Source organism: Chromobacterium alkanivorans (genome assembly GCF_016937655.1).
Classification (GTDB): Bacteria; Pseudomonadota; Gammaproteobacteria; order Burkholderiales; family Chromobacteriaceae; genus Chromobacterium; species Chromobacterium alkanivorans.
In genome coordinates, this window is the sequence record NZ_JAFHKL010000001.1 from 738186 (window position 1) to 763757 (window position 25572).

Sequence of the window (25572 nt, forward strand, 5' to 3'; positions counted from 1 at the left end):
GGCTTACTCCGCCGCGCCGAACACGCCGCCGCGGATCAGCGTGGCCAGCACAAAGTGCTGGTCGTGCGGCGACGGGGATTGGTCTTTCAGCACCCAGTTGTCCAGCAGGGTGTAGAAGTCGGACTTGGCCTTGGGCTGGCGGCAGGCCTTGCCCAGCGTGGTGACCGAGCCGTAGGGCTCTACGGCGATGGGGCCGAGCTGTTCGGCTTCCGGGTGCCAGTCGTCAATGGTGCGGATGGCGTTGCCCAGCTTCTGCGAGTGGATGGCGGCGATTTTCAGCGCGCCTTGCTCGATGGCGTACAAGGTCTTGCTCTTGTCGCCGCGGCCGCGGTCCAGGATCAGTTCCTGCGACGGGAACACCTCCTGGCCGGCGCCCAACCGCGCAAAGGCGGTGATCTGCAACAGCAGATGGCGCTGGCCGGCCAGGCCGGCGGCGATGGCGGCGGCCAGCTGTTCCAGCGCGGCGGCCTGGCTGCCGGGGTCGAAGTGGCGCAGGGACAGCGCCAGCGCGTCGAACTGCCATTGCTGCGCCGGCTGGCCTTGTTCCAGCAGCGCCACCCGCACCTCCACCTGCTCCGCGCCCACGCGGTTGCGCCACAGGAAGCGGCCATTGGCCAGGTTGCAGGCGTAGCGGCGCGCCAGTTCGGCAAAGCCGTGGGCCTGCACATAGCTGGCCACGGTGGCGCGCAGCTTGGCCTGGTAGGCGCTGTCGTTGCAGGCGGACGGCGCGCCGACATTGCCCAGCACCCGCAGCGTGAAGCTGACTTTTAAAGTGTCCGCGTGGTGCGGCAGCGCGGCCACGTCCACGGTTTGCAGATTGGGGTTTTCAATCTGCGCGTCCAGCTTTGCCGGGTCCTGGTCCTTGGTTTTCAGACGGTTGGAAATGGTGCCGCGCACGGATTTTTCGATGACTCTGACCGGCTCCCAGCCGGCGTGCTGCTCGCGCTGTTGCCAGTCGCCGGCGTGGAACAGGGCGTCGGACGGGTCCAGCTTGCGTTCAAAGGCCAATACGGTAGCGGTTTTCAGCGGTGCGGTGCTCATGGGGCTTCCTTTCTAGTCTTCTATGTCCAAGGTGGCGGCGTAATCATTGCGGCAGCGGTACAAGCCGCTGGCGGTGTCGTCATCGGCGTACCACAGCAGTTGGTTGACATCGTGCAAGCGGTGCGGGCTGACCCATTCGCCCAGCGAATACAGGCTTTCCACAAAGCGGAACGGCGTATGCATGTCGCGGGCGTTGGCCACGCTGCCGGCCGGGTAGAGCGGGGACAGCGCGCCGTAACCCACCGGCATCGGCACCGTCCAGCCCTGGCTGTGGCCGCGTTGGCTGCGCCATTCCAGCGTGCGGCGCGGCTCGCCGCCGGCCGGGTCCGCTTGTTCCTGCCAGTGCGGCGCGTGGTTGATGCGGGACAGGTCCAGCCAGGCGTCGAAGGCGTCCGCCTGCGGCTGGCTGGCGCGCAGCGTGGCCAGATGGCTTTGCAGCAAGTCGTCGCGCGATACCAGCGCAAAGCCGGGCAGCAGGTTGCGCCGCAGTTGGCGGAATTCTTCGCGCCGCGTCGCTTCGTCCTCGTTCAAAGTCATCAGCAGCGGCGCGGGACGGCGGCGGCCGGGCAGCGGCGGCGTCACGCTGCCGCCGGCAATGCGCATGCCGTGCAGGGTGTCCGCCACTTGCCGCGCCAGTGCCGGCAGCTGCTCCCTGGGCGCGGCCAGCGCTTCGCCGGTGAGGCCGAACAGCAGGCTGATGTCCAGGTGGATGCGGCCTTCCTCCACGATGGCGGCGGTGCTGCCGTCCTTGTCCACCGGGTTGCGGCTGAGGTGGAAGCCCTGGGTGTAAGCGCCGCTGGTCTGCGCCTGGTAATGGTGGCAAACCACGCCCACCGCTTCGAACTGCAAATCCAGGCTGCCGGCCAGCTTGCGCTCCAGCGCCTGGGCCAGGCCGGTGAAGGCGGTGATGGCCGGAAAACCCCAAGTGAAGGGGCTGGAAATGGCGTTGGCGTTTTGCACCCGCAGCCGGGGCACGCTCAGCAGGCCGGTGATCACGGGCAGGGTGCTCATGCTTGCTCCTTGGCCATGGCCGCCAGCTGGCGGCGGGTTTGATCGTGCTGGGCCTGCCAGCCCAGGTCTCCGGCCAGCTCCCGCGCCCAGTGACGGAATTCCGCGTCGCCCATTTCCAGCGGGCTGGCGTCGAATTGCTGGTTCAGCCAGCGGCCGAATCGCTTGGCCACTTCCAGCGGCCAGTCCTCGCCGTGCCAGCGCGCGGCAAAGTCCGCGTCCGCATCGGCGCGCCAGGGGTCCAGCCACAGCTGCTGGTATTCCGGCAGCCGACAGCGCGCTTCCGCGCTCCAGCCGGGCGGCAGGCCTTCGTGCATTTCCTTGCCGAACAGCAGCAGTTCCTCCAGCAGCGCGTCGCTCAACTCGTCGCGGCGGTCGCGGGTGTCCATGATCTTGCGTGGCTGGCTTTCCAGAAAGGCGCGCAACTGGCGGACCAGCCGGCGCACATCGTTGCGGCGGCCAAAGCGCAGCAGCGCGTCTTCGGTATTGAGCGGCGGTTTCAGGCCCAGGCTCCGCCACTGCGGCGGCAGGGAAGCCAGCAGATAGTTATTGCCCTTGCGTTCGCTATTGAGCTGGGAAATATTCTGCGGCTTGGTGCCGCCCAGCTTCTGCACCGCCAGCTGCGGATAGTCGCAATAGCCGTGCGGATGATCGCGCTGTTCGCGGCGGGCCTGGCGCGCGGCCTTGGCGGCTTCGCCGAAGCGGTGTTCCTGGATGGTTTGATACAGCCGCTGCGCCAGCGCGCTGGGATAGAGCGGGGCCAGCAGGTGGTAGTCCTCGTCCTTGGCCGGCTCGTAACCCACCAGCCAATACACTTGTTTGGCGCGGCTGTGGCTGGCGGCGTCCGCGCCGGCGTCGGTCAGCGCGGCGAAGGCGGCGATCCAGGCTTGCGCCTGCTCGGTGTCGTCGCTGAGCGCGGCGGCCAGGTCGGCGTCCTGCGCCAAGGCCAGGGCCAGCAGGCTTTGGCCGTCGTGTTGTTGTTTCAGAAATTTGTACACATCCAGCGCGGCGGCGTTGCCCACCACGTCGTCGGCAAAATCCGCGCCCAGGCAGTGGCTGCCCACTTCGCGGCGCGCCGGCAGGGAGGAGGGCGGCGCGTACAGATTGCTGCCGCGGGCGTCCGGGTGAACGGCTTTAAGGGTGTGGGTGGCGGCTTGCAGCTGGCCGGCGCGGCGGGCGGCGTCCGCCAGCCAGGCGGCGGGTTGGTGCTGGGCCAGCAGCGCTTCGCGCTTGGCGTCGTCGTCGGGCGCAAGCTTGTCCAGCTTGTCGTCGCGCCGTTGCCGGATGAAGCCGGCCATCAAGGTGCGTAGTGCGGTGGCGCGGGGCGTGAGGGTAGGGGGCATGGCTGTCCTTGGATCACAAAGTCAGGAACAAACAGCAACGCGGCCCCGGCGCTATTAGGCTGCCGGGGCCTTGGCTCGGTGCTTCATTGCATGCGCATCCTCCTGTTTTGCAAGGGGTTGGGGTGGGAGACCGGTCTGCCAGGCGCACTCTCACAACATCACCATACGCCATTTTTTTATCCTAGTCTATTTCAGATTGACTTTAATAGTTGGTGCGCGGTGGTGGCTTATAAAATCGGCGGCCACTGTCGGCATAAGGCAGCTTAGAAATAGTCCATTTAGGATTGTCTTTTTATTCTCTGCCGGATAGGCAGCTCAGACTGGCCAGCGCGCAAGCGACTGGCCTTTTTTTACGTCCATTCGACTGGCATGCCGTCTGCCAGTGTGCCTGCGGCGGGATCGTATTGGAATGGACAGTGGGTGGGATTTACTTGATTTGAATCAGGCGGGGGAGGGTTGGTGTTTTTGGAGGAGGCATGCGGCTGGGGGATAGCCTGCAAGGGCGGCGGCTTTGCCGAGCGGGGCTGAGGCTGGAGATGGGATAGGCCTAATCAAACCAATATTGATAATCATTCCTATTTATAGTGTAAGATTGCTGCTCTCATTTGATCTGCCCACGCATCATACGCGCTGGCATGGAACCGCAACGGCACGCCTTCTTATGACTTTGACCGCTTCTCGCCTCCCCGTCAGCGCCGCGCAGCACGGCATCTGGATGGGGCAGCAACTCTCCCCGGACAACCCGAGTTACCTCACCGCCGAAGCCACCGAGCTGCGCGGCGCGCTGGACCTGGACGCCTTGCGCGACAGCGCCGCCGAGGTGCTGGCCAATTGCGCGGCGCTGAACATGCGCTTCGAGTTTGACGGCAGCCAGCTGTGGCAGCAGCCGGTGGCCGCGCAGGCGGAGATTCCCTGCCTGGACTTCAGCGCGGAGGCGGAGCCGGAAGCGGCGGCGCGGGCCTGGGTGGCCCAGACGCTGACGCGGCCATGCGATCCGGCGCGGGACGCGCTCTATCTGGGCGCGGTGCTGAAGCTGGGGTCGGAGCGGCACTGGTGGTATCTGCAAACCCACCATATCGCGCTGGACGGTTTCGCCTACGGCCTGCTGAGCCAGGCGCTGGCGGCGCGCTACAGCGCCCGCGTCAAACAGCAGGCTTTGCCGCCGCTGGCGGATTGGTCGCTGGACAAGATCGTCGCCGCCGATCACGACTACCAGGCCAGCGAGGCCTGCGCGCAGGACCGCGACTTCTGGCTACAGCGCCAGGGCCGGCAGCCGGCGGCCAGCACGCTGGCGCCCGCCGCCTTGCTGGCGGACGGCGTCAACAAGGCCGAGCAATGGCTGAGCCCGGCGCAGATCGCCACCTGGCAGGCTTCGGCCAAACAGCACGGCGTGGACTGGGGCGCCTGGCTGCTGGCGGCGGTGGGCGCTTGGCTGGCCAAGCGCAGCGGTCGCCGCGCGCTGACCCTGGGCCTGCCGGTGATGAACCGTCTGGGCACGCCGGCGCTGGCGGTGCCGTGCATGGCGATGAATATCGCGCCGCTGAGCCTGCGGCTGGACGAAGAGCTGGGCGCGGCGGAACTGAGCCGCCAGCTGGCGGACAGCCTGCGCGCGATCCGGCCGCATCAACGCTACCGCTACGAGCAGCTGCGCGGCGATTTGGCGCGCGTCGGCGGCCAGCAGCGCTTGTTCGGCGCGGTGGTGAACCTGATGCCTTTCGACCGCCGCGCGCCGTTCGCCGGCCTGGACAGCCGGGTGCTGCCGCTGGGCTCTGGCCCGGTGGAGGATGTGTCGATCAATTTCAGTCTGTTGAACACCGAGTGGCGGCTGTGCCTGGAGGCCAACCCCAACGCTTACCCGCAGGCGGAGCTGGACGGTTTGCGCGATGATTTGCTGGCCTGGCTGGACGCCTGGGCCGGCCGCGCGCCGGAAGCCGCGCTGAGCGAGCTGTTGCCGGAGCTGCCGCCGCTGAGCGTGCTGGACGGCCCGGCGCTGGAGCGCGCGCCGCGGGAGGTGCTGAGCCTGATCCGCGCCGCCGCCGCCGCGCGGCCGGACGCGACGGCGCTGGAGCAGGACGGCGAGCGCCTGTCCTACCGCGAGCTGTTGCAGCGCGTGCTGCAACTGGCCGGCCGTCTGCAAGCAGCCGGCCTGCAGGCGGAGGAGCGGGTGGCTATCGTGCTGCCGCGCAGCCCGGAAGCCATCGTCGCCATCCTGGCCACGCTGTGGGCCGGCGGTTGCTATGTGCCGCTGGACCCGCACGGCCCGCCCACGCGGCTGGCCATGGTGCTGGACGACGCGCAGCCGCGGCTGGCCGTCACCCTGAGCGCCTGGCGTCCGCTAGTGGGCGAGGTGCCGGCGCTATGCCTGGACCAGCCGCCGCAACAGGACGCGCTGGCCGCTGCGGACCCGGCGCCGGAAGCCGGCCAGGCCGCCTATGTGCTGTACACCTCCGGCTCCACCGGCAAGCCCAACGGCGTGCTGGTCAGCCACGGCGCGCTGGCCCAGTTTGTCAGCAGCGCCGGCCAGCTTTACCGCATCGGCGCGGACGAGCGCATTCTGCAATTCGCGCCGCTGCATTTCGACGCCAGCATCGAGGAAATCTTCCTGGCGCTGTGCCACGGCGGCACTCTGGTGCTGCGCACCGACGCGATGCTGGAATCGATGCCGGCCTTCGCCGCCGCGGTGGCGCGCCAGCGCATCAGCGTGCTGGACCTGCCCACCGCCTTCTGGCACGAGCTGGCCTTCGCCTTGCAGCCGGAACTGGCCGCGCAGCTGGCCAGCGTGCGGCTGACCATTATCGGCGGCGAAGCCGCGCTGCCGGAACGCGCCGGCCGCTGGCAGGCGTTGTTGCCGGGTAGCGTGCTGCTCAACAGCTATGGGCCCACCGAGGCCTCCATCATCGCCACCAGCGCCATCCTGTCCGGCCCCGGCGCGGTGTGGGACGGCGGCGACAGCGTGCCCATCGGCCTGCCGCGCCCGGGCGTGCGCGCCGCCATCGTGGACGAGCGCCTGCAGCCGGTGGCGCAGGGCGAGGACGGCGAGCTGTGCCTGCTGGGCGAGGCGCTGGCCATCGGCTACCTGGGCCGTGAAGAACTGACCGCGCGCCGCTTCGTCATGCTGGACGCCTTGCCCGGCGCGCCGCGCGCCTACCGCACCGGCGACCGCGCGCGCCTGAGCGACGGCCAGTTGCGCTTCCTGGGCCGGCTGGACCATGAAATGAAGATCAGCGGCCTGCGCATCGACCCAGCCGAAATCGAAAACGCGCTGCTGGCTTGCCCGGACGTGCGCGAAGCGGCGGTGGTGGGCCTGCCGCTGGCCGGCGGCGGTTATACGCTGGCCGCCTTCCTCAGCGGCGGCGAGACCGAGCCGGCGGCGCTGCGCTCGCGCCTGGCCGAGGTGCTGCCGGCGGCGGCGATCCCGGATGACTGGCGCTGGCTGGACAGCCTGCCGCGCAACGTCAACGGCAAGATAGACCGCAAGCAGCTGGCCGCCGGCATCGAAGCGCAAGCGCCGGCCGCCGCGGAGGACGCCAGCCCGCTGGAACGCCAGGTGATGGAGGTGTGGCAGCAGGTGCTGGGCGTGACCCCGCCCAGCCGCCACGCCAACTTCTTTGAACTGGGCGGCAAATCGCTGCAGGCCATTCAGGTGGCCAACCGGCTGGCGCAGCGCCTGAACCGCGAAGTGGCGGTGTCCGCGCTGTTCAGCCACAGCACGGTGGCGGCGCTGGCGCAGGCGCTGAGCGCGCCCGCCGCGCACCGGCCGCCGTCGGCCAGCGAGGGCCAGGAGTTCGCGCCGCTGCTGACCATCCAGCCCGGCGCGCTGCCGGCGCTGTTCTGCCTGCACCCGGCGGAAGGCTTGTCCTGGTGCTATCTGGGCCTGGCCAAGCACCTGCCCGGCGTGGCCATCTACGGCCTGCAGGCCACCGGCATCACCGGCGACAAGCCGGCCAGCTTCGACGCGATGGTGGCGGACTACGTGGCCCGCGTGCGCGAGGTCCAGCCGCAAGGGCCGTACCGGCTGCTGGGCTGGTCCCTGGGCGGCGGGCTGGCGCAGGCGATGGCGGCGCAGCTGCGCGCGGCCGGCGAAACCGTGGAACTGGCGGCGATGATGGACAGTTATCCGACCGCCAGCTGGCAGGGCCGGCCGCAGCCGACGCTGCACGACGCGCTGGTGACGGTACTGAGCGTCAACGGCGAGGTGGACGCCGACGAAAACGGCCAGCCGCTGGACAATGAGGCGATCTACCAGCGCCTGCTGCGTCCCGGCAGCCCGCTGGCGCCGCTGGGCCGCGCCGCGCTGGAGCGGCTGGGCGAGGCCTCGCTGCATGGCATGCAGTTGTTCCGCGACAGCCAAACCCCGCGCTACGACGGCGACTTGCTGCTGTTCCGCGCCGGCGTCCACCCGGAAGACGCGCCCAAGCCGGAAGATTGGCAGCCCTTCCTCGGCGGCAAGCTGGAATGCGTGGAGCTGGACTGCGACCACTTCGGCATGAGCGACCCGGAGCCGATGAGAAGGATAGGCGAGGAGTTGGCGCGGCGTTTGGCTTGAGCCGAGCCGGTTTTAGGAAAAACGCCGTTCACCTTGGGGGAGCGGCGTTTTTGATTTTTGAGCGTTTGTTGTTCTGTACGGATTGGTTTTCAGACGGCCTATCGCGCGGTGAATTCGCAATAGATGTTCCCAGCTTTAGCGAGGGGCACCACGGCGTTAAATAATATGGGCTTCATTCATCCGTGCCGGTTCAGCCGCAGGGCATAGCAGCCATGCGCGGGGAAACGCAGCATCGCGAAAGCGATATCTGGTCGCGCCTCCCAGCGCGCCAGTGCCGTCTCTACCTCATGTGTTGGCAGCAGCACGGCTTCCAGCATGGTCTGTTCGGTGTCGTAAGCGCGCAGCGCCACGTGGTCGCCGAGGTAGGGATTGCTGCCGACACGGCGCAGTATTGATGTCAGTTCGGGCGGGGGCTCTGGCTGTGGCCCTGCCGCCAGGAAAACCGGCCCATATTCGCGGTATGGCCCGACTTGGTGGAATGGGCTGTAGCTCGCTAGAATCAGTTCCTCTCCCGGGATGGCGCGACGCAGCGTGTCGCGGAAAGGTTCGCCGCCGGCGGCCGTCATCCGCCGCACGGCTTGGCCAAGCGCATCAATCCCTTTGTGTCGTGCCCGTTCGACGAAAGCCGGGTCTAGGGTTTCCAGTTGCCAAGCCATGCCGTTCTCCTTCGCATTATTGAAATGTCCGAAGTCTATGGCGGCATGACCCTGTGGGCGACCCGATTCTTGCTGCGCTCGCTTTCAGAAAATGGGGGTGAATAGCGAGTTGAGTTGCCTCGCTTTGGCTTTCTAAGCTGCCTATCCGGCAGTGAACGGCGTAAGGTGGCTTTCAAGATGGGCCTTACCTTTCTAAGCTGCCTATCCAGCAGTGAACGGGCTGGAAGGGGTGCGCAAGCTGCGTGGCGATTTCTAAGCTGCCTATCCGACAGTGAACGAGATGCTGACGCCTTACGCCATGCAAGTGGTTTTCTAAGCTGCCTATCCGGCAGTGAACAGCGAAGCGAGGTGATCACCGTCGGTGTTGATTTTCTAAGCTGCCTATCCGGCAGTGAACTTCTGGAGCGCCCTCCATCAGCAATGACGGTATTTCTAAGCTGCCTATCCGGCAGTGAACCGCCAGCTCGACAGCACCACCGCGGCAGTCGATTTCTAAGCTGCCTATCCGGCAGTGAACCCGTGCTCCCCACCGGGCGGCTTCTCTTTGGATTTCTAAGCTGCCTATCCGGCAGTGAACGACTCCTCGCCCCAGTTGCTGACATAGGTGTATTTCTAAGCTGCCTATCCGGCAGTGAACCGGCCGCTGATCATCGACGAGGCCGACTATGCTTTCTAAGCTGCCTATCCGGCAGTGAACAGGCCTCCGTCCGTCCCCCTGTTGACCAGTCCTTTCTAAGCTGCCTATCCGGCAGTGAACCAAGAAACCGGACAAAATAGCTTTCATGGGTATTTCTAAGTTGCCTATCCGGCAGTGAACGCTCAACCGCGAACATCTCGAACTACATGAGCTTTCTAAGCTGCCTATCCGGCAGTGAACAGCAGTTTAGACGGCGCCCTGGTGGTGTGTCTTTTCTAAGCTGCCTATCCGGCAGTGAACTTTTTGAGGAACGGAACTTCGCCGGGCTTCCATTTCTAAGCTGCCTATCCGGCAGTGAACCAGGTCAAAGAAACTTGCCCGGACAACCGGGATTTCTAAGCTGCCTATCCGGCAGTGAACCTTCAACGGCATGCGAAAGCCGTCGCTGTGTATTTCTAAGCTGCCTATCCGGCAGTGAACCGGCAGTGTCCGGGGCGCAAGAGGTGACACATTTTCTAAGCTGCCTATCCGGCAGTGAACGCCGTACTGCTGTTTCATTTCCTGATAGGGCATTTCTAAGCTGCCTATCCGGCAGTGAACTAGAGTCTACACCGCCCCCTCGCCTTATGGCGTAGGCATTGCAGCGATTTTTCCGGCTTTGACCCAAATTTTCAGTCACAGGCTAAGTGATTGTTTTTACAGGGTCAGAAGAGAGGTCTGGAAAAAAGGGTTGATCTTGCTGGCTGTCACGCCATTCATGCTAATGGCAAAATACGCTGTCGCGTTCCATCCCTAAGGTATCGCCATGTCCGATTTTTCCCCGTCCGATCTCAAGACCATTCTGCATTCCAAGCGCGCCAATCTTTATTACCTGCAGCACTGCCGGGTGCTGGTCAACGGCGGGCGGGTGGAGTACGTCACCGATGCCGGCAAGGCTTCGTTGTATTGGAATATCCCCATCGCCAATACCAGCTGCATTCTGCTGGGCACCGGCACTTCGGTGACGCAGGCGGCGATGCGGGAGCTGGCCAAGGCCGGGGTGATGGTGGGCTTTTGCGGCGGGGGCGGCACGCCCTTGTTCAGCGCCAACGAGCTGGAGCAGGAGGCGGCGTGGTTTGCGCCGCAAAGCGAGTACCGGCCCACGGAATATCTGCAGTACTGGGTGCGCTTCTGGTTTGACGACGCGCAGCGGCTGGCCGCCGCCAAGGATGTGCAGCTGGCGCGGCTGGGCTGTTTGCAGCGGCACTGGCTGGGCAGCCGCTCCTTGCGAGAAGCCGGTTTCGTGGTGGAAGAGGCCAGCCTGGAGGCGGCCTTGCAGGCCTCGCGCCAGGCGATTGCCCTGGCGCCGGACCACGCGCATTTGCTGACCGAGGAGGCGCGGCTGACCAAGCTGCTGTTCCGCCTGGCGGCGCAGGCCACCGGCTATGGCGATTTCAGCCGCGCCAAGCGCGGCGCTGGCACGGACCCGGCCAACGCGTTTCTGGACCACGGCAATTATCTGGCTTACGGCCTGGGCGCCACCGCGGCCTGGGTGCTGGGTTTGCCGCACGGCCTGGCGGTGTTGCACGGCAAGACCCGACGCGGTGGGCTGGTGTTCGACGCGGCGGACCTGGTCAAGGACGCGCTGATCCTGCCGCAGGCCTTTGTCTCCGCGATGCGCGGCGACGATGAGCAGACCTTCCGCCAGGCCTGCATCGAGGCGCTGACCCGCGGCGAGGCGCTGGATTTCATCATCGACACCTTGAAGGACATCGCCGAGCGGCGGGGGCGGACGGCATGAATATCCTGCTGATTTCACAATGCGACAAGAAGGCGCTGACGCGCAGCCGGCAGATTCTGGACCAGTTCGCCGAACGCCGTGGCGACCGCGTCTGGCAGACGCCGATCACCCAGGCCGGGCTGGACACGCTGCGGCGTTTGCTGCGCCAGAGCGCGCGCAAGAACACCGCGGTGGCCTGCCACTGGATACGCGGCCAGGACCATAGCGAGCTGTTGTGGATAGTGGGCGACGCCAGCCGCTTCAATGCCGACGGCGCCACGCCCACGCACAGCACCCGCCGCAATGTGCTGCGCAGCGCGGATGAGAACGATTGGCACAGCGGCGAGGATATCCAGCTGCTGGCCGGCCTGGCGGCCTTGCTGCACGATCTGGGCAAGGCCAGCCAGGCGTTTCAGCAACGGCTGCGCGGTGAGCGGACCGAGCGCAATCTCTACCGCCACGAGTGGGTGTCCTTGCGCTTGTTTCAGGCCTTTGTCGGCGACGACGACGACGCCGGCTGGCTGGCGCGCTTGCGGCAGCCGACGGAGCAGGACCATGCCAGCTGGTTGGAGCGCTTGCAGGCGGACGGCATGGGGGCGGCGTGCGAGCCGCCGTTCGCCCGTTTGCCGCCGCTGGCCGCCGCGGTGGGCTGGCTGGTGCTGACGCATCACCGGCTGCCGCTGATGCCGGACTTCGCGGAGGGGAAGCAGTGCCGCTTGGGCGGCAAGCTGCAGGGTTTTCAAAGCCGGATGTTGTTGAACATCCCCGCTCATATCGACGCGCGCTGGAATGAATGGCGAGATGTTGAGGCCGAGCCGGCGCAGCTGGCGCCGTACTGGCGCTTCCCACTGGGCCTGCCGGTGAGCACGCCGGCCTGGAGCCGCCGCGCCGCGCGGCTGGCGGACAAGCTGGCGGCGCGTTTGGCCACGCGAGGCGAGGCGCGCTGGCTGGACAATCTTTACGCGATGCACGTGGCGCGGCTGAGCCTGATGCTGGCGGACCATCATTTCTCCAGCCTGGATTACGCGCAGCTGCGGCACAAGCGCGGCCAGGCCGGCTATCCGCTGTGGGCCAACACCCATGGCGGGTCCGGCGATTTCAATCAGCCGCTGGACGAGCATTTGCTGGGCGTGGCTGAGCATAGCGCGCTGGTATGCCGCGCCTTGCCCGGTTTCGAGCGCGAGCTGCCGCGGCTGTTGCGGCGCAAGCGCTTGTTGCAGCGCAGCGCCGACGCGCGTTTCCGCTGGCAGGACCGCGCCGCGGATCTGGCCGCGGGAATGCGGGCGCGGGCAGCGGAGCAGGGTGCCTTCATCGTCAATATGGCGTCCACCGGCTGCGGCAAGACCTTGGGCAATGCGCGGATCATGTACGCCTTGGCGCACCCGGCGCTGGGCCTGCGTTGCGCGTTCGCCTTGGGCCTGCGCGCGCTGACGCTGCAAACCGGCCGCGTCTTTCGTGAGCGGCTGCGCCTGAACGACGAGGATCTGGCCGTCTGCGTGGGCGGCAGCGCCAACACCCAGCTGTTTGAACACTATCAGCGGCAGGCGGAGGCCAGCGGTTCGGCCTCGCGCCAGGCCTTGTGGGACGAGGGCGGCGAGGTGCGGTACGAGGCCGGCGGCGAGCACCCGCTGCTGTCGCGCGCGTTGCGCGATCCGCAAACAGCCAAACTGCTGCAGGCGCCGCTGCTGGTCTGCACCATAGACCACCTGACGCCGGCGACGGAAAGCCTGCGCGGCGGGCGGCAGATCGCGCCCATGCTGCGGCTGATGAGCGGAGACCTGGTGCTGGACGAACCGGACGATTTCGATCTGGCGGATTTGCCGGCGCTGACTCGGCTGGCGCATTGGGCCGGCCTGCTGGGCAGCCGGCTGCTGTTGTCGTCCGCCACCTTGCCGCCGGTGCTGATTGAAGGTTTGTTCGAGGCGTATCTGGCCGGCCGTCGGCAGTTTCAGGCCAATCGCGGCCAGCCGGGGCGGCCGCTGGCGGTGTGCTGCGCCTGGGTGGATGAACAGGACCGGGCCCAGGAAGACTGCGCCGATGTCGACGCTTTCCGCCGGCGGCAACGGCAGTTCGCCGGCCGGCGCGCCGATTGGCTGGCCACGCAGCCGGCGCGGCGCCATGCCGAGCTGCTGCCGTTGAGCTTTGGCCAGGGGCAGGCGCCGGCGTTGCGCCGCGAGTTCGCCGCCCAGTTGCAGCCGGCCATAGAGCGCTTGCACCGGCTCAATCAGCAGCGGGACCCGATCAGCGGCCAGGCGGTCAGCTTCGGCCTGGTGCGCATGGCCAATATCCAGCCCTTGTTCGAGGTGGCGCTGGCCTTGTACGCGCTGCCGTGGCCGGCGCACTGGCAGCTGCATTTATGCGTCTACCACTCGCAATACCCTTTGCTGTTGCGTTCCGCCATCGAGCGCCAGCTGGACCAGGCGCTGAACCGCGAGAAAGCGGAAGCGGTGTTCACGCTGCCGGCCATCCGTCGCGAGCTGGACGCGGAGCCGGAACGCGAGCATGTGTTCGTCGTGTTGGGTTCGCCGGTGACCGAGGTGGGGCGGGATCACGATTACGATTGGGCGATTGTCGAGCCCTCGTCGATGCGTTCGCTGATCCAGCTGGCCGGCCGGCTGCGCCGCCACCGCCCGGATCCCTGGGACAAGGTGAACGTACTGATTTGCGAGCGCAATCTGCGCAGCGTGGAACAGCCGGATCAGCCGTCCTTCCGCTGGCCGGGTTTCGAGGACGAGGCCTTTCCCTTGGACAGCCATCTGCTGAGCGAACTGCTGGAGGAGGACGAGTACCGGCATCTGGACGCGCGGCCGCGCATCGTGCAACCGGAGTCGTTGCAGGCGAAGCGGCGCTTGTCGCACCTGGAGCATGCGCGGCTGGCGCAGCTGATGTTGCCGGCTGGCCAGGTCAGAGCCGCCAGCAGCCGGCCTGGGCGAGAGGGCCAGGCCATCGCGCCGCTGGGCGCGTATAGCTGCTGGCAGCAGCCGCAGGCGCTGCTCAGCGGGGTGCTGGCGCAGCAGCAGCCTTTCCGCGCCGGCGGGGAGCCGGAGCTGGACTTGCTGTTGTTGCCCACCGAGGACGGGGACGATTACGCGCTACATTGGGTGAAGGATAAGCCTTGGCCGGAACCACCGGGCTTTATTCCTGTGGATGAGAATAAGAACCAGCGGGTGCCGGAGGCGGCGTTGTCGCAGCCGAATATCCGGCCCTGGGGCGTCAGCGAATATCCGGCGGCCTTGGCCGAACTGGCGGCGGAGTTGGGCATGGAGCTGGAGGCCTGCGCGCGGCGTTTTGGCGGGCTGAGCTTGCCGCAATCGGACAATGGCTGGCGCTTCCATCCGGCGCTGGGGTTTTGCAAGGCTTGAAGCCGGGCTAGCAAATGAAAACGGCCGAGGCGGCGGCGTGGATATCGCTGCGCTCCAGCCACCCTAGTAGTGACGGGCAGCCGGGCGTAGGGTGGGTGGAGTCGTAGGCGATACCCACCGGCAGGTCTTGGAGTCTGTTTACGATCTCGCGAGCCAAGGCGTTGCGGCTGAGGCCGCTGCGGCACCCGCCGCGCCGCATCTTGCGACGCGCAGCAGGTGATAAAGCGGTTCTCAGCGCAAACCGCTATGCAACCCATCCACCAGCACATGCGGCACGCCCTGCGAACAGCGTTCCACCCGGCCGCTGACGCCGTAGACGCGGCGCAGGCTTTGGCTGTCTATCACCTCGTCCGGCGCGCCGTTGGCTTGCAAAGCGCCGTCCTTCAGCATCAGCACCCGGTCGCAGTGGCGCAGCGCCACGTTGAGGTCGTGCAGCACGATGACGGTGACCATGCCGCGGCGGCGGGTTTCGCGGCGCAGCAGGTCCATCACGTGGAACTGGTAGTTGAGGTCCAGCGCCGACAGCGGCTCGTCCAGCAGCAGCACCGCCGGTTCGCGGATCAGCGCCTGGGCGATGCCCACCAGCTGGCGTTGGCCGCCGGACAGCTGGTCCAGGTAGCGCAGCGCCAGTTGCTCGATGCCCAGCGATTGCAGCAGCGCGAACACTTGCTGGTCGTCATGGCGGCGCGACAGGCCGGCGGCGGTGGCCTGGCCGGCCACCATCAGCGATTCGAACACCGACAGATGCACGCTGGGCGGCAGGGTTTGCGGCAGATAGGCCACTTCGCCGCGCTGACGGCTGAGCGCGCGCTGGTCCAGGCGGACGTCGCCACTGCTGTGCTGCAGGCCGGCCAGGGAGCGCAGCAAGGTGGACTTGCCGCTGCCGTTGGGGCCCAGCAAGGCCGTGATGTCGCCCGCCCGCAGACAGGGCACGTCCAGCGCGCGTATCACCTGGCGCTTGCCGTAGCTGACCGAGAGTTGGTGGATGGACAGGGCGGAGCTCATTGGCGGCCTCCGTTGCGCAGCACGATGGCGATGAAGAAGGGGATGCCCACCAGCGAGGTGACGATGCCTACCGGCACGATGACGCCGGGCACCAGGTTCTTGGTCACCACCGAGGCCATGGACAGGATGGCGGCGCCGGTCAGCGCGCTCACCGGCAGGTAGAAACGGTGATCCTCGCCCACCAGCCGGCGCGCGATATGCGGCGCGATCAGGCCGATGAAGCCTATGGTGCCGACGAAGGCCACCGCCAGCGCGGTGAGCAGGCTAGCGCGCAGAAGCGAGCTGAGGCGCAGCCGGCGCACATTGATGCCGAAGCTGGCGGCGCGGTCCTCGCCCAGCCGCAGCGCGGTCAGCCGCCAGGACTGGCTCAGCGACCAGGGCAGGATCAGCGCGAAGGCGCCGAACAGTAATGCGATCTTGGGCCAGTCCGCGCGCGACAGGCTGCCCATCAGCCAGAACACCAGGTCTTGCAGCGAGTCCGCGGTGGAGACGAATTGCAGCAGCGACACCAGGGCGTTGAAGCTGAAGAACAGCGCGATGCCGAACAACACCACGCCGCTGGTGGGCATATTGCTCCAGCGCGCCACCACGTCCAGCAGCAGCGCGGAGCCGAGCGCGAACACGAAGGCGTTGACCGGCAGCATCCATGGGCCGGGTACGCCGGGGATGCTGACGTCCAGCAGAATGGCCAGCGCCGCGCCGAAGGCGGCCGCCGGCTGCAGGCCCAGGGTGAACGGGTCCGCCAGCGGGTTGTGCAGCACGGTCTGCATCTCGGCGCCGGCCAGGCCCAGCGCCAGGCCGGCGGCGATGGCGATTAGCGCGTAGGGCAGGCGGATCTGCCAGACGATGACTTCGGTGGCCGGGTCGGCGGCGGCCGGGTGCCACAGCGTCTGCCAGAATTCTGCCAGCGGCATGCCGCTGGCGCCGGTGGTGACGTCCAGCGTCAGCGAGACGGCGAGCAGGCTCAGCAGCACGGCCACCAGCAGCAGCCGGCGCAGCAGGGTGCGGCGATAGTCCGCCGCCACCGCGGCGGCGGAAAGCGTCATGGTCTCGCTGCTCATTTAACGCCCTTGACCCAGTAAGTGCCTTGCGGCTCTATGGCCAGGAAGTCGCGGTGCAGCTGTTTCCAGCTGGCGTCCGGGTCCAGCTTGGCGAAGCGCGCCGGCTGCAGCTCCTTGGCGAAGGCTTCCAGCAGCACGATGTGGTAAGGCGTGTTGTAGAAGTGGTGCCAGGCGCCGAAGGTGCGGCCTTCGCGCACCGCGCGCAGCGCGCCCACCGGGCTGCGCGCGGCGGTGCGTTTGAGCGAGGCCTGCGCCTGCGCCGCGCTGATGTTGGCGCCGAACTGGATGCCGGTCTTGTCGGCGGCGTCCGCGGTGCCGGTGCCGATGTACAGGTCCGGGTTACTGGCCAGCACATGCTCCATATTCACTTCGCCCACCGCGCCGGGGATCAGCTTGTCGGCGATATTGACGCCGCCGGCGGCGTCCACCAGCTCGCCCAGGCTGCCGCGGCCGGCGCTGGTGACGTTGCTGAAGGCGCCGGCGCGCAGGTCCAGGAAGGCCTTGGGTTTTTGCTGCGCCGGGATGGCGGCGACGACTTTGCGGATGGCGTCCATCTTGCCCTGGTAGAAGCGGATGAAGCGTTCGGCCTCGGCTTCGCGCTGCAGCGCCTTGCCCATGATGCGCAGGCTGGGCACGGTGTGCTCCAGCGGCGCGTTGCGGAAATCGACGAACACGACCGGCACCTTGGCCGCCTGCAGCTGCTGCACGATGGGGTTGTTCAGGCCCGGGCCGTGGCCGGAGATGCTGAACACGGCGATGTCGGGACGCAGGGTCAATACTTTTTCGGCGCTGACCGAGTTCTCGCTGGTCTTGCCGATCAAGGGTATCTGGTCAATGGCTGGGAAGCGCTGCTTGTACTGGGCGTAGGTCTGCGGGTCCAGCTGGCGGAAATCGCCCTGCCAGCCGGCGATGCGGGCGATGGGCTGCTTGCCTTCCAGCAAGGCCAGCGCGTAGAACAGCCGGCCTTCGCCCAGCAGGATGCGGTTGACCTTGGCCGGCACTTCCACTTTGCGGCCGGCGATGTCGGTGACGGTGGCGGCTTGGGCCGCCAGCGTGGCCGCGGCCAGCGCGCCGGCCAGCAGCAGACGGGAGAACAGTGTTTTCATTGTGATTCCTTGAGCGATACGGCTTCGCTGTCAAAGCCCGCCGCAGCGGTGCGGCGACAGGCTTTGGCAGCGGAGCGGGTCATCATACAGAAACGGGAGCGGCCAGGCAGGCCCGGCGCGCTCGGAAAACGCCGCAGGGCTGGGATTCTTACTCGGCCTTGGCCCAGTCCAGCTTCAAGTCCGGCGTCTTGGCCATCAGGCCCAGATGCTCGTCCATGATGAATTCGATCTTGGCCAGCTTGTCGGCGGCGTCGGCGGCACAGATCATGTCCAGGGTGTCGTCCTGGCGCTGGATCCGGCATTCGCCGATGGGGAAGTGCACATGGGCCTGGTGGCTGTCGAACTCCACCGGCACTTTCAGCGCGTAGTGCTTGCACAGCTTGTACAGCACCTTGTCGGCATTGGGTGTGGTCAATTGGGCGCGGCTGCTCAACATCATCAATTCTCCAATCGTAAAAACGGGAACAGGCAGTTGGCGAATCCGGCGGATTCGGCAACTGCCGTGCGGTGTTTCCGGCCCGTCGGGAGACGGGCCGTCAGGGTGCGGCTTAGAACTTGCCGGTCAAGGTCAGCCAATAGCGGCGGCCCTCGTCGACCATCCAGTTGCCATCAAGACCGCCGTCGCGACCGCGGTCGTCGATCGCGACGGTGCGATCGGCCAGGTTGTACACGGCGAAGTTGACGTCAAAGCTCTTGTTCAGTTTGTAGCTGCCGCCAAAGTCCCAGGTGCTGGAACCGCCTCGGCTACGGGCCACATTGGCGCCGTTGCGGAAGCCGGTGTAGTACTGCTTGCCTTCAAAGTTCAGGCGAGTGTACAGGTCCAGTTTTTCCATCGGCGCCCAGGCCAGCTTCACATTGCCGGCGTGTTCCGGCGTCTTGTCCAGCGGCATGCCGTTCAGCGACTGGCCAAGATAGCTGGTTTCCTTGCCGCCTTCGCGTTTGGACTTGGTGTAGGTGTAGTTGCCGGACAGCGTCCACTTCGGCATGAAGGCCCAGCTGCTGGACAGTTCCAGACCGCGAATGTTGACAGAGTCCACATTGTCGTAAATGTAGATACGAACCGGGTCTGTTCCTGGCGCGTACTGGTTGGAGAACTTGTCAGTGCCGTAGCTGACCACCTTGTTCTTGAAGTCGTTGTTGAACAGGGTGGCGTTGGCGCTCAGGCCTCTTTCATTGTCGAAGTGCAGGCCGATTTCGTAGGAAGTGCTTTCCTCCGGCTTCAACTGGGAGTTGCCGCATAGGATGCCAGGACCATTCTGTGCTCCCGTGCGCATGCAATAACCGTCAGTGCTTTGGCGGATAGTTGGCGCCTTGAAACCTTTGCCGATACCGCCCTTCAGCGTCCACTGCGAGTTCAGGTGCTCAACCAGATAAACGCGCGGGGTGAAGTGGGTGCCGAACAAGCTGTGATGGTCGACGCGCCCGCCTGCGGTGATGGTCAGGCTGTCGGTGGCTTCGAAGCTGTCCTCGGCAAACAATGCCCAGGTATTGACGGTGACCTTGTCCGGATTGGCCGGGCCGACGAAGCCCGAAATGGCTTCTTGGGCACGCATGCCGGAGCCGACTTGCTGGCCGACTTGAGTACCGATTTTCACGGTGTGGCGATCCAGCAGGAAGGTCAGTTGGCCGTCCAGCGTGGTGTTGGTCAGTTTCAGGCCTTTGCCGTCATCTACATTGTTGATCGAGTGGCTGGGCTTATCGATTTCCTGATACAGGGAGACATTGGAGCGTACATTGCCGTACTTGCCGTTATGGCTCAGGCTCCAGTGGTCGCGTACGTCAAAGTAGTCATCCTTAGTATTGGGAACGAGCTTGCCGTTCCGATTTTTCACTTGGGCTGCGACGCTTTTGCCTGGCGTAGTGGTTTTGCGCAACTCGTTATGGCCAGCCTCGAAGGTGATCTCGTGGTCCTGGTTCGGGGTGAAGCTGAGCTTGGCGTTGATGTCGGCCACGTGGCTGGCGACTTTGCCACCGTCGCCACTGTTGGAGTAGAAGATATTGTCTTCGGCCTGATTATTCATTGCGCCGTAGACTTGCAGCGACAGCAGGTCTTTCATCAGCGGGCCGCCCAGCCAGAAGCTGCTCTGGCCGGTATTGCCTTCGTTCGAATGTTCGGCGATGGTGCCGCCCAGGGTCATCGAACCATGCCATTCCTTGGGCGCTTTGCGGGTGATGATGTTGACCACGCCGCCCATCGCATCGGAGCCGTACAGCGAGGACATCGGGCCGCGCACCACTTCGATGCGCTCAATCGCTTCCATCGGCGGGATCTGGTACTGCTGGAAACCGCCGGTGCCGCGGCTGCGGGTTTCGCGGGTGTTTTGACGGCGGCCATCAACCAGAATCAGCGAGTATTCGCCGGGCATGCCGCGGATAGCGATGTCCTTGTCGCCGGGGCCGGAACCGTTGATGCTGACGCCTTCCAGATCGGTTAGCGCATCGGTCAGATTGGTGAACGGCTTTTTCGCCAGATCTTCACGGGTGATCACCGAGATGCTGGCCGGAGCCTGTTTGATCTTCTGCTCGTAACCGGAAGCGGTCACCACCACCGAGGGCAGGGTGGCTTCGGCTTCCGCCGCATGGGCGGCGGGCAGGTAGAGGGCGGAAACCGCCGCGGACAACAGGGCAAGGCGCACGCCGTGGCGGGCGGCGGAGTCAAAGGTTTTCATTATGGTGGATACCTGGAAATCATCACATGAACGAAGCCCATTTGATCCGCGTCCCGGCATGGCCGGCGCTGTATGCATGCCGTTGGCGTTTAGTTTGCGCAAGGAATGTCAAATGGGACCACAAGTATCCCACTGAATTGATGAGAACGCAAATGCGAATCGTTATTGATTGGATTGGGATTTTAGCTTGCGCAGGCTGCCGAGCATAGAACATGATCTGGCTCAAACTTTTGAACGGGCCGCAAACAATCTGCAAAACCTTGGGAACCAAGGCTGTAGCGATGGGTCACAGGCCTGTTCTTCTCCACGCGGCGAGCTTGCCTCATGCCCCTTCGTCTGCCCTTGCTGCTGTTGCTAACTTGTCTGCTGCTGTTGCCGCAGGCGGGTTGGAGCATGGGCGGGCGCGTGGCCGCCAGCGCGCCCTGCGTCTGGATGGCCGACGACGGCGCGGCTTGCCACACCCAGCCGTCCAGCGCGGCCCAGGCCGCGGCCTGCTGCCAGTTGCCGGCCGCTCCGTGGCCGGCGGCGCCCTGTCTGCCCTTGCAGGCGATCCGCCCGGTTTTGCATGCCAAGGCCGAAACGGTGTGGTCCGGTTTCATCCCCGCGCCGCCGGAGCGCCCTCCCCAATCTTTTGAATGAGCCGTTTTTTTGCGTCAGCCGCGTGTTTGCGGGCTATGGCGCTTTTTCATTCAAACAGCATTGGAATTCACGTCATGAATAAACGTTTGTACTGGGCCGCCGCCGCGCTGGCCGTTTCCCTGCTTTCTCCGCTTGCCGCCGCCGCCGACGGCGTGATGCACAAGGACCCGTATTGCGGTTGCTGCACCGCCTGGGCCGAGCATATGCAGAAAAACGGCGTGGCGATGCAAAGCCGCAACGAGGCCGACATGTCCGCGCTCAAGGCCCGCTTGAAGGTGCCGGCGGATCTGCGTTCCTGCCACACCGCCGAGATCGGCGGCTATGTGTTCGAGGGCCATGTGCCGGCGGACCTGGTGAAGAAGGTGCTGAAGGACAAGCCCAAGATCGTCGGCCTGGCGGTGCCGGGCATGCCTATGGGCAGCCCGGGCATGGAGGGGCCGAGCAAGCAGCCTTATCAGGTGCTGAGCTTTGACGAGCAGGGGAGGCGCAGCGTCTACGCCACGCGCTGAAGGTCAGCTTAGACCCGCTAACAAAACCCCTGATCCTGCGTTGCGCCGACTTGTCGTACTACTGGTACTGCCTGCGTCGGCGCGCCTTGGCTCAGGTACGCTGCTCGGTTTTGTTAGCGGCTCTTAGAACCTGTTTACGATCTGCTGCGCGTCGTGAAGCCCTGCACGGTGAGTACCAGCTCAAAATGCTCATGTACCGCTCGTACATTCCGCTTTTTCGCTCGTTTTCGCCTTGTCTCGCCTTAGCTCGCGAGATCGTAAACACGCTCTTAGGGTTTGAGTGAGCGACGGGCGGTCCGGCATGCCGGACCGCCCGTTTTACGTCAGCGCATCGCGAAGGCTTCGTGGTGGAAGACCGGCGCCTGGGCGCCGCGTTGCCGCAGGCCGCGTTGCAAAGCCGCGCCCAGACCCTGCGGGCCGCAGAACCAGACCTCGTCCACCTCCGGCAGCATGTCGGCGCTCAGCAGCGCGCCGGCCTCGCTCTCGATCAGATGCAGCCGCACGCCGCGCTGACGACAGGCTTGTCGCACTTCTTCCAGCCGCGCGGCGTCGCCGCGGCTGCGCACGCAGTAGTAGAAGTCCACGTCCTGTTGCCCTTCAGCCAGTTCCCGGCTTTGCAGCCAGGCCAGGAAGGGAGTGACGCCGATGCCGCCGGCCACCCAGGCCTGACGCGCGCCGACGCGCGGCTGGAAGCAGCCGTAAGGGCCTTCCACGGTGACGGCCTGGCCGATCTCGAGTTCGTCCGGCAGGCGGCGGGTGTAATCGCCCAGCGCCTTGATGATGAAGCGCAGCCGGCCGTCGTCGTGGTCGGCGCTGGCGATGGTGAAGGGATGAGCGCCTTCGGCGGCGGAGAAGCGGACCAGGGCAAATTGTCCGGCGCGGTGGCCGGGCCAGCCGTCCATCTGGCAGATCACTTCCAGCTGTCCGGCGGGCAGCGCTTCGACGCTTTGCACCCGGCCGGCGTATTGCCGCTGCTTGCCGATGCGGCCGGCCAGCGAATACAGCGCGCAGCCGGAGCCGGTCAGCATCAGCGCGGCCAGCAGCCAGCCCACCGGCTGAGCCCACATCTCGGTTGGCATCAGGATCAGGCCGTGGAAGACCCCCATCAGGTAGAGCGGGCCGAACAATTTGTGCAGCTTGCGCCAAAAGCGGTAGGGAACGGCGCGCAGCAGCGCAAGGATCACCATGGCCAGCACCGCCCAGGCCGCCCATTCGCCCACGTCCTTGGCCAGCGATGTCAGCGGGTTTTTGCCGCCGCCGCTCTTGACGCGCGGAGCGACCCAGGCCATCGCCAGCATCAGCTTGGGCGAAAGCTTGATCAGCCAGTGAGTGGCCAGCAGCAGGCCGGCGGCGATGCCCAGGCGCTTGTGCAGCGCGTACAAACGGTCCAGGCCGCCCAGCAGCGGTTCCAGCCGGCGCGGGCGCGCCGCCAGCAGCATGGCGGCGCTCATCACGGTCATCAACAGCACGCCGCTGAGCATCACCAGTTCGCGCCGCCATTCCCAGTAGCTGGCGGGCAGGCCGTTTTGCCACAGGCTGGCGGCGACGTACAAGGCGCCGCTGATGAGCAGCAGCAGGCTGAGCAGGGGAAGGTTGCGCTTCATCGCCATATCCTTTCTTTTGGTAGGGGATTAAGGCGATTGGAACATCGCAAACTTAAGCGCAGCTTAAATGCGCCGTGGGGAGCGGCTCAGCGTGGCATTGTTCCGGGCGCTTGACTGGGCGATGCATCTGACGGTGTTCCGCCGCCAAGCGCCTTGTACAGCGCGATCAGGTCGGCGGACAGCGTTTGCCGCGCCGCCAGCCTTTGCTCGCGCAGCGCGGCGAGCTGCAGTTGCGCTTCCAGCGCGTGGCTTTGCGCGGCCTCGCCGACGGCGACGCGCTGGCGGGCGAAGCCGAGCTGGCGTTGCAGCGCGGTTTCGCCGTCGCTCAGCCGCGCCTCCTGGACGCGGCCGGCCTGGCTGCGCGACAAGGCGGTTTCCACGTCGGCCAGCGCTTGCAGTACGGCTTTGCGGTATTGCGCCAAGGCGGCGTCGTAGCCGGCCTCGCGCGCCCGGACTTGCGCCTGCAGCCGGCCGCCGGCGAACAGCGGCAAGCTTAGTTGCGGACCCAGGCTCCAGTAGCGGCTGGCCTGGGCGGCGAAGTCGCCGGGGCGGACGCTGTCCCAGCCGCCGCTGGCCAGCAGGCTGAAGCGCGGGTATTGCTCGGCGGTGGCCACGCCGATGTCGGCGCTGGCGGCGGCCAGCTGTCGTTCCGCGGCGCGCAGGTCCGGCCGGCGCAGCAGCAGCTCCGACGGCAGACCGGCGGCGGGCGTCGGCGGCAGGCGGGGTTCCGGCGCGACGCCGTCCAGCTGCGCGCGCAGAGTGGCCGCCGGCAACGCGGTCAGCGGGCTTAGCGCGGCGAGCGCGGTCTGGCGGGCGGCGAGCAACGGTTGCAGTTGGGCGTCGGCGCGCAAGCGTTCGGCCTCGGCCTGCTCCAGCTCGCCGGCGCCGGCCAGGCCGGCCTGGACTTGCAGCCGGGTCAGCCGCGCCAGCTCCGCGCGCCAGCCGGCCTGGGCTGCGGCGTTGTCGGCGCGCAGGCTCCAGTAGCGGTAGTCCAGCGTCAGCCGCGCGGTTTCGGCGGCCACGCGCAGCGCGGCGTCGGCGGCTTGCTCGCGGCTGGCGTCCAGCCGGGCGCGGCCGGCTTCCACGCCGCGGGCGGTGTGGCCGAACAGGTCGATTTCCCAACTGGCGTCAAAGCCGGCGCGGTAATCGGTGAACAGGGTCTGCGGGTTGGCGAACGGAATATTGGCCAGCGCCTCGCCGCGCCGGCTCAGCTGGTCGCGACTGACTCGGCCGGCGGCGTTGAGCTGCGGCCATTGCGCGCCCGCGTTCATCTCCAGCGCGGCGCGCGCCTGGCGGATATTGGCGTCGGCGCTGACCAGGTCCGGACTGTGGCGCAGCGCGGCGCCGACCAGCCGGTTCAGCGCCGGGTCCTGGAAGGCCTGCCACCAGCCGGCGGCTTCCGGCTCGGCCTCAGCCGTGGCGGCGGGCAGCAGTTGCGCCGGCGTCGGCGGCTGGTAGTCGGGGCCGACGGCGCAGCCGGCGAGCAGGACGAGGGACAGCGAGACGGCAAGGCGGGATGGGGTCATTGTCCGCTCCGGTGACGGAAGATCAGGTAGGCGAGGCTCAGGGTGGCGGCGGCGATCAACAGCAGCGGCCACAGATGAGGCCAGGCCTCCGCCGCGCCGTAGCCTTTGAGGAACAGGCCCTTGACCACGACGATGAAATGGCTGAGGGGGTCCGCGGCGCTGAGCGCGCGCAGCGGCCAGGGCATGTTTTCCACCGGCGCCATATAGCCGGACAGGATGATCGCCGGGGCCATGAAGCCGAACACGCCGAGGAAGGCCTGTTGCTGGTTGGCGCAGACCGAGGAAATCAACAGGCCGCAGCCGGACAGGGCCAGGCCGTAGCACAGCATGGCGAGGTAGAGCAGGGCGATGCCGCCGCCGAAGGGCACTTGGTAGAGCCACACCGCGGCGGCGGAGATGACGCTGCCTTGCAGCGCCGCCACCAGCATGCCGGGCACGGCCTTGCCGGCCATGATGTAGCCCGGGGTCAGCGGGGTGACCAGCAATTGGTCGAAAGTGCCTTCCTCGCGTTCGCGCGCCAGGGACAGCGCGGTGACTATCAGACAGCCTATGGTGGTGATGATGGCTACCAGGCTGGGCAGCACGAACCAGCGGTATTCCAGATTGGGGTTGTACAGATGGCGGAGCTGCAGCTGGGCCGGCGGCGGCGCGGGGCTGAGTTCGCGCGCGTATTGGGCGACGATTTGCTGGGCGTAGCCGAAGGCGATCTGCGCGCTGTTGGAGCGGCGGCCGTCGATGACGGCCTGCAGCCGCGGCGTTTCGCCCTGGGCCAGCCGCCGTGAGAAATCCGGCGGAATGCGGATGGCCAGCAGCGCTTGCTGACGGTCGATGACCTCGCGCAGCCGGGCTTCGCTATGGATGTTGAGCAGATGCGGAAAAGCCTGGGCCGCGGCCAGGCGCTGGGACAGTTCGACGGAGGCCGCGCCGCCGTCCTGGTTGTAGATGGCCAGCGTGCTGTTCTTGACCTCCAGCGTGGCGGCGAAGGGAAACAGCAGCAGTTGCAGCAGCACCGGCATGATCAGCAGCCGGCGGCTTTGCGGGCTGGACAGCAGGGCCCGCAGTTCTTTGTGGATCAGGGTCAGCAGCGCGCGCCACATGATG

The 25572-nt window shown here is 66.4% G+C and carries 17 protein-coding genes and 1 CRISPR repeat array; of the genes, 5 read left to right on the forward strand and 12 right to left on the reverse strand.

Annotation, left to right across the window (positions count from 1 at the left end; genetic code table 11):
* Nucleotides 1-3: 3 nt before the first annotated feature.
* The 3 genes from csy3 to csy1 are packed head-to-tail and all read right to left on the reverse strand — an operon-like array spanning nucleotide 4 to nucleotide 3392.
* Nucleotides 4-1041 carry a type I-F CRISPR-associated protein Csy3 gene (csy3, locus tag JW897_RS03460; RefSeq protein ID WP_205465161.1) on the reverse strand — a complete coding sequence of 346 codons (1038 nt, stop codon included), beginning with the start codon at nucleotides 1039-1041 and terminating at the stop codon, nucleotides 4-6.
* 12 nt (nucleotides 1042-1053) lie between these two features.
* Nucleotides 1054-2052, reverse strand: coding sequence for a type I-F CRISPR-associated protein Csy2 (csy2, locus tag JW897_RS03465; protein ID WP_205465162.1), 999 nt, complete (start codon nucleotides 2050-2052; stop codon nucleotides 1054-1056).
* Nucleotides 2049-3392 (reverse strand): type I-F CRISPR-associated protein Csy1, encoded by a 1344-nt coding sequence (gene csy1 / locus JW897_RS03470; protein WP_205465163.1) that lies wholly within the window; start codon nucleotides 3390-3392, stop codon nucleotides 2049-2051. The genes csy2 and csy1 overlap by 4 nt, the downstream gene beginning before the upstream one ends.
* 661 nt (nucleotides 3393-4053) lie before the next feature.
* On the opposite strand from csy1, the gene JW897_RS03475 reads away from it, so the two are divergent.
* On the forward strand, nucleotides 4054-7938 hold the full coding sequence (locus JW897_RS03475) for a non-ribosomal peptide synthetase (RefSeq protein ID WP_205465164.1): 3885 nt from the start codon (nucleotides 4054-4056) through the stop codon (nucleotides 7936-7938).
* Between the two features lie 176 nt (nucleotides 7939-8114).
* Here JW897_RS03475 and JW897_RS03480 read toward each other — a convergent pair whose 3' ends face one another.
* Nucleotides 8115-8594, reverse strand: coding sequence for a DUF1203 domain-containing protein (locus tag JW897_RS03480; protein WP_205465165.1), 480 nt, complete (start codon nucleotides 8592-8594; stop codon nucleotides 8115-8117).
* A gap of 129 nt (nucleotides 8595-8723) precedes the next feature.
* A CRISPR array of direct repeats spans nucleotides 8724-9831; the repeat unit is 28 nt; unit sequence TTTCTAAGCTGCCTATCCGGCAGTGAAC.
* Nucleotides 9832-10036: 205 nt separating this feature from the next.
* Between JW897_RS03480 and cas1f the strand changes: the two genes are divergently transcribed.
* Complete coding sequence (cas1f, locus tag JW897_RS03485) at nucleotides 10037-11011, forward strand: type I-F CRISPR-associated endonuclease Cas1f (protein WP_205465166.1); 975 nt, start codon at nucleotides 10037-10039, stop codon at nucleotides 11009-11011.
* Nucleotides 11008-14352 (forward strand): type I-F CRISPR-associated helicase Cas3f, encoded by a 3345-nt coding sequence (cas3f, locus tag JW897_RS03490; protein ID WP_205465167.1) that lies wholly within the window; start codon nucleotides 11008-11010, stop codon nucleotides 14350-14352. Before cas1f ends, cas3f begins: the two co-directional genes overlap by 4 nt.
* A gap of 231 nt (nucleotides 14353-14583) precedes the next feature.
* On the opposite strand, the gene JW897_RS03495 is transcribed toward cas3f, so the two are convergent.
* The 5 genes from JW897_RS03495 to JW897_RS03515 form a co-directional block, all read right to left on the reverse strand.
* On the reverse strand, nucleotides 14584-15357 hold the full coding sequence (locus JW897_RS03495) for an ABC transporter ATP-binding protein (RefSeq protein WP_205465168.1): 774 nt from the start codon (nucleotides 15355-15357) through the stop codon (nucleotides 14584-14586).
* Entirely contained in the window at nucleotides 15354-16418 is a 1065-nt protein-coding gene (locus tag JW897_RS03500) for a FecCD family ABC transporter permease (RefSeq protein WP_048414296.1), read from the reverse strand. The genes JW897_RS03495 and JW897_RS03500 overlap by 4 nt, the downstream gene beginning before the upstream one ends.
* Nucleotides 16415-17524: an ABC transporter substrate-binding protein gene (locus tag JW897_RS03505; protein ID WP_048408875.1), complete on the reverse strand. Its 1110-nt coding sequence runs from the start codon at nucleotides 17522-17524 to the stop codon at nucleotides 16415-16417. Before JW897_RS03505 ends, JW897_RS03500 begins: the two co-directional genes overlap by 4 nt.
* A gap of 148 nt (nucleotides 17525-17672) precedes the next feature.
* Nucleotides 17673-17963 carry a DUF2218 domain-containing protein gene (locus JW897_RS03510; protein WP_019101550.1) on the reverse strand — a complete coding sequence of 97 codons (291 nt, stop codon included), beginning with the start codon at nucleotides 17961-17963 and terminating at the stop codon, nucleotides 17673-17675.
* A 109-nt stretch (nucleotides 17964-18072) separates the two neighbouring features.
* Complete coding sequence (locus JW897_RS03515; protein WP_205465169.1) at nucleotides 18073-20193, reverse strand: TonB-dependent receptor domain-containing protein; 2121 nt, start codon at nucleotides 20191-20193, stop codon at nucleotides 18073-18075.
* Nucleotides 20194-20517: 324 nt separating this feature from the next.
* Here JW897_RS03515 and JW897_RS03520 point away from each other — a divergent pair, with 324 nt between their 5' ends.
* On the forward strand, nucleotides 20518-20832 hold the full coding sequence (locus tag JW897_RS03520; protein ID WP_156187846.1) for a hypothetical protein: 315 nt from the start codon (nucleotides 20518-20520) through the stop codon (nucleotides 20830-20832).
* Nucleotides 20833-20906: 74 nt separating this feature from the next.
* On the forward strand, nucleotides 20907-21341 hold the full coding sequence (locus JW897_RS03525; protein ID WP_205465170.1) for a DUF411 domain-containing protein: 435 nt from the start codon (nucleotides 20907-20909) through the stop codon (nucleotides 21339-21341).
* 323 nt (nucleotides 21342-21664) lie between these two features.
* Here JW897_RS03525 and JW897_RS03530 read toward each other — a convergent pair whose 3' ends face one another.
* The 3 genes from JW897_RS03530 to JW897_RS03540 all read right to left on the reverse strand — a co-directional run bounded on the left by JW897_RS03530 (nucleotide 21665) and on the right by JW897_RS03540 (nucleotide 25568).
* Nucleotides 21665-22945 (reverse strand): ferredoxin reductase family protein, encoded by a 1281-nt coding sequence (locus tag JW897_RS03530; RefSeq protein WP_205465171.1) that lies wholly within the window; start codon nucleotides 22943-22945, stop codon nucleotides 21665-21667.
* Between the two features lie 86 nt (nucleotides 22946-23031).
* Complete coding sequence (locus tag JW897_RS03535) at nucleotides 23032-24471, reverse strand: efflux transporter outer membrane subunit (RefSeq protein ID WP_205465172.1); 1440 nt, start codon at nucleotides 24469-24471, stop codon at nucleotides 23032-23034.
* On the reverse strand, nucleotides 24468-25568 hold the full coding sequence (locus JW897_RS03540; protein ID WP_205465173.1) for an ABC transporter permease: 1101 nt from the start codon (nucleotides 25566-25568) through the stop codon (nucleotides 24468-24470). The genes JW897_RS03535 and JW897_RS03540 overlap by 4 nt, the downstream gene beginning before the upstream one ends.
* Between the last annotated feature and the right edge of the window lie 4 nt (nucleotides 25569-25572).